This window comes from Ornithinimicrobium sp. (assembly GCF_030537745.1).
Lineage (GTDB): Bacteria > Actinomycetota > Actinomycetes > Actinomycetales > Dermatophilaceae > Ornithinicoccus.
In genome coordinates this window covers 1-5,266 of sequence record NZ_JAUNVI010000106.1, presented here as the reverse complement: position 1 = coordinate 5,266, position 5,266 = coordinate 1, and the positions used below count along the sequence as shown (strand labels likewise).

Sequence of the window (5,266 nt, the reverse complement as noted above, 5' to 3'; positions counted from 1 at the left end):
GGAGCTGTCGTCGTGGGCGGATCCGTCGTCGGCTCGGCGGGCTCGCTCGTGGACACTTCGCTGGTCGGCGCCGGCGGCGGGGGTGAGACTGTCGTGGTCGTGGTCACCTCGACCGTCCGAGGAGGCTGCTCCGCGATGATGAGGGTGATCGTCGTGCCCTTCTTGACCCGCTCACCCTTGGCTCGCGACTGATCGAGCACGATGCCGGCCTCGACGTCCCAGGTCTGCTGCAGTTCTATCTCATACTTCAGGTCCGCGTCGTATAGCAGGACGATCGCCTGATCGCGCGTCTTGCCTTCCAGTTCTGGGACCTTCACCTTGCCGGAGGCGACCTCGAGCTGGATGGGGTCCTGCGGCAACGCTGACTCGTTGGCCGCCGGTGTGGTGGAGATGACCGTGCCCTTGTTGTAGTCGGGGTTGTCGCTGGACTTCGCCTTGGGAGAGACATTTTCAAACCCGAGTCGATCCAGCTCGGCGCGTGCCGCGTCTTCCTCCCATCCGGTCAGGTCGGGGATCGTGATCGATTCGGGTCCGCCGGAGATCACCAGGCTGACCGCCGAGCCTTCGTCAGCGAGACCACCGGGCGGGTCCTGGTCGATGACCGTGTCCTTTTCCTTCTCGCTGAAGCGGGTGTTTACCTCTCCGATCGTGAAGCCGTCACCGATGAGGATGGTCTTGGCCTGCGCCTGGGTCTTGCCGATAGTGCTCTGCACCACGACCTGCGTCGGCTCTGGCGGTCCGCCACCGGGACCGAACACCTGAAAGAGCACCCAGGCCACCCCCGCGACGGCGAGCAGCGCGAGGACGCCCAGGAGCATCCCGGCGCCGCGGTGCCGTTGCTCCCGCACCGGCATCTCGTCGGTGCGTTCATAGCGGTCGTCCTGGTAGGAAGTGGGATCGCTCCCGCCGCGACCCGGTGCCCCGTCCCTGCGCTCTGGCTGGCGGCCGCCGCCGTCAGCCAGACCCGGGACCAGCCCGGACCTTTCGTCATACCCGTCGACGCCACCGTCGGCCGTCGGCACTGCCGCCGTGCTGGCTCCGGCGCGCTGGGCACGGGCCATCGCGGCCGCGCCCGCCCCCACGCCGCCAGCGGCCGGGCCGATGACCGACGCCAGACTGGCCTGCGCCGCTTTCGAGAGTGGCCTGTCGGTCCGGTAGGCGGCCAGGTCCGCGCGGAACGCGGCGGCGCTCTGATAACGGCCTTCCGGCGTCTTCTCCAGCGCGTGCAGGGTGATCGCCTCGAGCGGCTCCGGGACGTGCGACCCGAAGGAGGAGGGCAGCTTGGGGATCTCTCCCAGGTGCTGGTAGACCAACGACACCGGGTCACCCTGGAACGGCGTGCGCCCGACGAGGAGCTCGTAGAGCAGGCAGCCGACGGAGTAGAGGTCAGACCGCCCGTCGACGCTGAGTCCTTGCGCCTGCTCCGGCGACAGATAGCGCGCCGTGCCCATGACCGCGGAGGTCTGGGTCATGGTCGCGGCGGTGTCGGCGAGCGCGCGGGCGATGCCGAAGTCCATGACCTTGACGACGCCGGCATCGGTGATCATCACGTTGGCCGGCTTGATGTCCCGGTGCACGATCCCCCGGTCGTGGGCATACTCCAGGGCAGACAGCACGGCCGCCGTGATCCGGGCGGCCTCGTCCGGCACCAGGACCTTGCCAGGGCTCTGGTTGAGCAGCTCCCTCAGCGTCCTGCCGTCCACATACTCCATGACGATGTAGGGCACCTGGACGGGGGCGCCGCCAGCCTCGTAGGTGGTCTCCTCGCCGGAGTCAAAGACCCCGACGATGGAGGGGTGGCTGAGCCCCGCGGCGGACTGCGCCTCGCGGCGGAAGCGGGCGATGAAGGAGGTGTCACGCGCCAAGTCCGAGCGCAGGATCTTGATCGCGACGGTCCGCCCCAGACGCAGGTCGTGACCGGCGTGCACGTCAGCCATCCCACCGCGACCGATGAGGTCGCCGATCTCGTAGCGCCCACCCAGCACCCGGGGGGGTCGACCTTCCTGAGGTGGGGGGGTCGACTGTGTCGGGTCGTCGGTCATCGCTGGACTCCTGCCTCAAGCATCGCGCGGGCGATGGGCGCTGCGACCGTCCCACCGGTCGCCCCAGCCCAGTTGTCAGTTGCAGACTCCACGATCACAGCGACCGCGATCTGCGGGTCGTCAGCTGGTGCAAAGGCGGTGAACCACGCGTGCGCGGCTCCCTCGGTGCCGAACTCCGCAGTGCCGGTCTTGCCGGCCACCGCCATGCCCGGGATCTGTGCTGCGGTGCCGGAGCCCCGCTCGACCACGCTGACCATCATGTCTCGCAGGGTGGCTGCGTGCCTGCTGGAGACTGCGCGAGATAGCGCTCGCTGGTTGGTCTTCTCGATCACTTCGAGATCTCGGTTGCGGACGGTGTCGACCAGGTATGGCGACATCACCACCCCATCGTTGGCGATGGCGGCCGAGATCATCGCGACCTGCAACGGGGTCACCCGCACGTCATACTGTCCGATCCCAGTCAGCGCGACCTGGGCGTCGTTGAGCTCGTCCGGATAGCTGGACGGGGTCACCGACATCGGCACCTGCAGGGCCTGGCCGAAGCCGAACTTGTCGGCCTGCTCCCTGATCGCGTCGGGGCCGAGCTCCCCTGCGAGCCAGGCGAAAGAGGTGTTGCAGGAGACCTGCACCGACTCCGCCAGGGTGGGCTTGTCCAGGGGATCGCAGGCGGCGCCGCCGAAGTTGGGCAGATCGGTCTGGGTCCCGGGAAGGGTGTAGGTGCGTGGCCCCTCCAGCTCGCTCTCGGCGGTGTACTTCCCGCTCTCCAGGGCGGCAGCGGCGACCACCAGCTTGAAGGTCGAGCCGGGTGGGTAGAGGTCGCCGGCGAGGGCGCGGTTGACCAGTGGCTTATCCGGGTCAGCGATCAACGCGGCATAGGCCTCATCGACCGCGACGAGTTGGTGGCTTGAGATGGCGTTGGGGTCGAAAGATGGGTGGCTGACCATGGCCAGAATGGCTCCGGTCTTGGGGTCCAGGGCGACCGCAGCGCCCCGCCGGTCACCGAGCGCTTCTGCGGCGGCGGCCTGGACGGAGGGGTCGATGGTCAGCTCAAGACTCGCACCCTGGGGTTGCTGGCCGGTGACGACGTCGGAGAGACGCTGGTAGAAGAGGCTGTCGTCGGTGCCGGCGAGCACGGCGTTGCGGGCACGCTCCAGGCCGAGCCCGGCGCCGTAGGTGAAGGAGTAGTAGCCGGTGATGTGCGCGTAACGGTTGGCCTGGTCGTAGCGGCGGACCCACTCCAGCTCGTCATCGGTCGCCTCGGACCGCGCGATGGCGGTGCCGTCGACCAGGATGGCGCCGCGCTCGCGGCTGTAGCTGTCGATCAGGGTTCGCCGGTTGCCGGGCAGCTCGCGCAGGTCCTGTGCCTGCACGAACTGGATCCAGGTGGTGGCCATCAGGAGAGCCGTAAACATTGCGAGGACGACGATGGCCAGACGGCGGATGGGGGTGTTCATCGCGCCACCTCTTGGCCGCCAGGGACTGGCAGGGTCGCGTCCTGCCTGCGCTCGGAGACCGGGCGTCGGGCATGGTCGCTGATCCGCAGGAGCAACGCCACGATCATCCAGTTGGCCAGCAAAGAGGAGCCGCCGGCGGACAGGAACGGCGTGGTCAGGCCGGTGAGCGGGATGACCCGGGTGATGCCGCCGACGATGACGAACACCTGCAGGGCCACGGTGAAGGACATCCCGGCGGCGAGCAGCTTGCCGAAACCTTCGCGGGCACCGATCGCGGTGCGCAGACCACGCTCGACGAACAGGGCGTAGAGGACCAGGATCGCGAACATCCCGACCATGCCGAGCTCCTCGCCGAAGCTGGCCATGATGTAGTCGCTGGCGGGGAAATAGGTGATGTAGGGCATGCCCTGGCCTAGGCCGGTGCCGAAAATCCCCCCGTGCCCCAGCCCCATCAGACCTTTGGCGACCTGGTCGGACTGGCCCGGCGCGAAGGGGTCGAGCCAGAGAGTGACCCGGGTCTGCACGTGACTGAACACCCTCCAGGCCAGGACGGAGCCACCCAGGAAGAGGGTCATGCCGATGACGATCCAGCTCGTCCGCTCGGTGGCGATGTAGAGCACGGCGACGAAGAGGCCGAAGAACAGCAGCGAGGAGCCCAGGTCGCGCTGCAGCACCAGGATCATCACCGACAAGCCCCAGGCCACCAGGATGGGGCCGAGGTCGCGGGCACGCGGCAGTTGCATACCGAGGAAACGCTTGCCCACGAGCGAGAGTGCATCGCGCGTGCTCACCAAGTAGCCGGCGAAGAAGATGGTGAGCGCGAGCTTGGCGAGCTCCCCCGGCTGGAAGGTGAGCGATCCGACCTGGATCCAGAGCCGGGAGCCGTTCACCTCCAGCCCGATCAACGGCAGCATCGGCATCAGCAGCAGCAGGAAGCCGACGGCCATCGCGATGTAGGTGTAGTTGCGCAGCTTGCGGTGGTCGCGCAGCAGGAGGAGGACGAGGGCCGCCATGAGGGTCGCCAGTCCGGTCCACATGAGCTGTCGGCTGGCGACGCCGTCGCTGGCGCTCAGCCCTTGGGAGAGGTCGATGCGGTGGATCATCACCAACCCCAGCCCGTTGAGCAAGGTGGCGAGCGGCAGGAGGAGGGGGTCGGCATACCTGGCCCGCCACCGCAGCACCAGGTGCAGGCCGAGCGGGAAGATCGCGAACGTCCCCACGTGCCACCAGACGTCCGTGGGCAGGTCATCGCGGATGGCCAGGCCGACGTTGACGTAGGCCAGGGCCACGATCGCGATGGCGAAGAGGATCAACAGCAGCTCTATGGTGCGACCACTGCGGACCCGCCAGTTGGTGATGGTCAGTGGCCGGGGGTTGGCGGCGGTGTTACTCACGGGCACCCCTGCGGGAGCGTCGCGCTCGTGGAAGCGGTGGTGTCGCCGGTGCTCGTCGTGGCGGCGTCCGGCGCCGTGGCCGCCTCCGGCGTCGTGCCGAGGGCGTCTCCAAGGTCGAGCAGGCGGGTCAGCGGGTGCTGTCCGGGCAGCACGTCGACCGTGATGGTCGCCTGGTCGGAGCTGGACGTGCCGCCGTCGGCGCCGTCGGTGCCGTTGACACCGGTCGTCTGTGCGGCATCGTCACCGGCGAGCGTCGGTGGGCAGCCCGCCGTGGCGATTGCGCGCAGTTCCTCGACGATAGTGTCCGCACCGGCCCGATCGCTGGCAGACAGGGTGCGGCGCACCCGCTGCTGGTAGTAGTCGGGCAACCGCTCCA

General features: G+C 68.5%; 3 protein-coding genes and 1 pseudogene. All 4 read right to left on the bottom strand.

Annotation, left to right across the window (positions count from 1 at the left end; all coding sequences use genetic code 11):
- The coding region (gene pknB / locus Q4P07_RS13905) for a Stk1 family PASTA domain-containing Ser/Thr kinase (RefSeq protein WP_303375516.1) at nucleotides 1-2,042 on the bottom strand (2,042 nt) is incomplete at its 3' end.
- Nucleotides 2,039-3,496 carry a penicillin-binding protein 2 gene (locus tag Q4P07_RS13900; protein ID WP_303375515.1) on the bottom strand — a complete coding sequence of 486 codons (1,458 nt, stop codon included), beginning with the start codon at nucleotides 3,494-3,496 and terminating at the stop codon, nucleotides 2,039-2,041. The genes pknB and Q4P07_RS13900, both read right to left, overlap by 4 nt.
- Nucleotides 3,493-4,896 (bottom strand): FtsW/RodA/SpoVE family cell cycle protein, encoded by a 1,404-nt coding sequence (locus Q4P07_RS13895; RefSeq protein WP_303375514.1) that lies wholly within the window; start codon nucleotides 4,894-4,896, stop codon nucleotides 3,493-3,495. The genes Q4P07_RS13900 and Q4P07_RS13895 overlap by 4 nt, the downstream gene beginning before the upstream one ends.
- A pseudogene (locus Q4P07_RS13890) lies at nucleotides 4,887-5,266 on the bottom strand (serine/threonine-protein phosphatase); the annotation flags it as partial. The gene Q4P07_RS13895 and the pseudogene Q4P07_RS13890, both read right to left, overlap by 10 nt.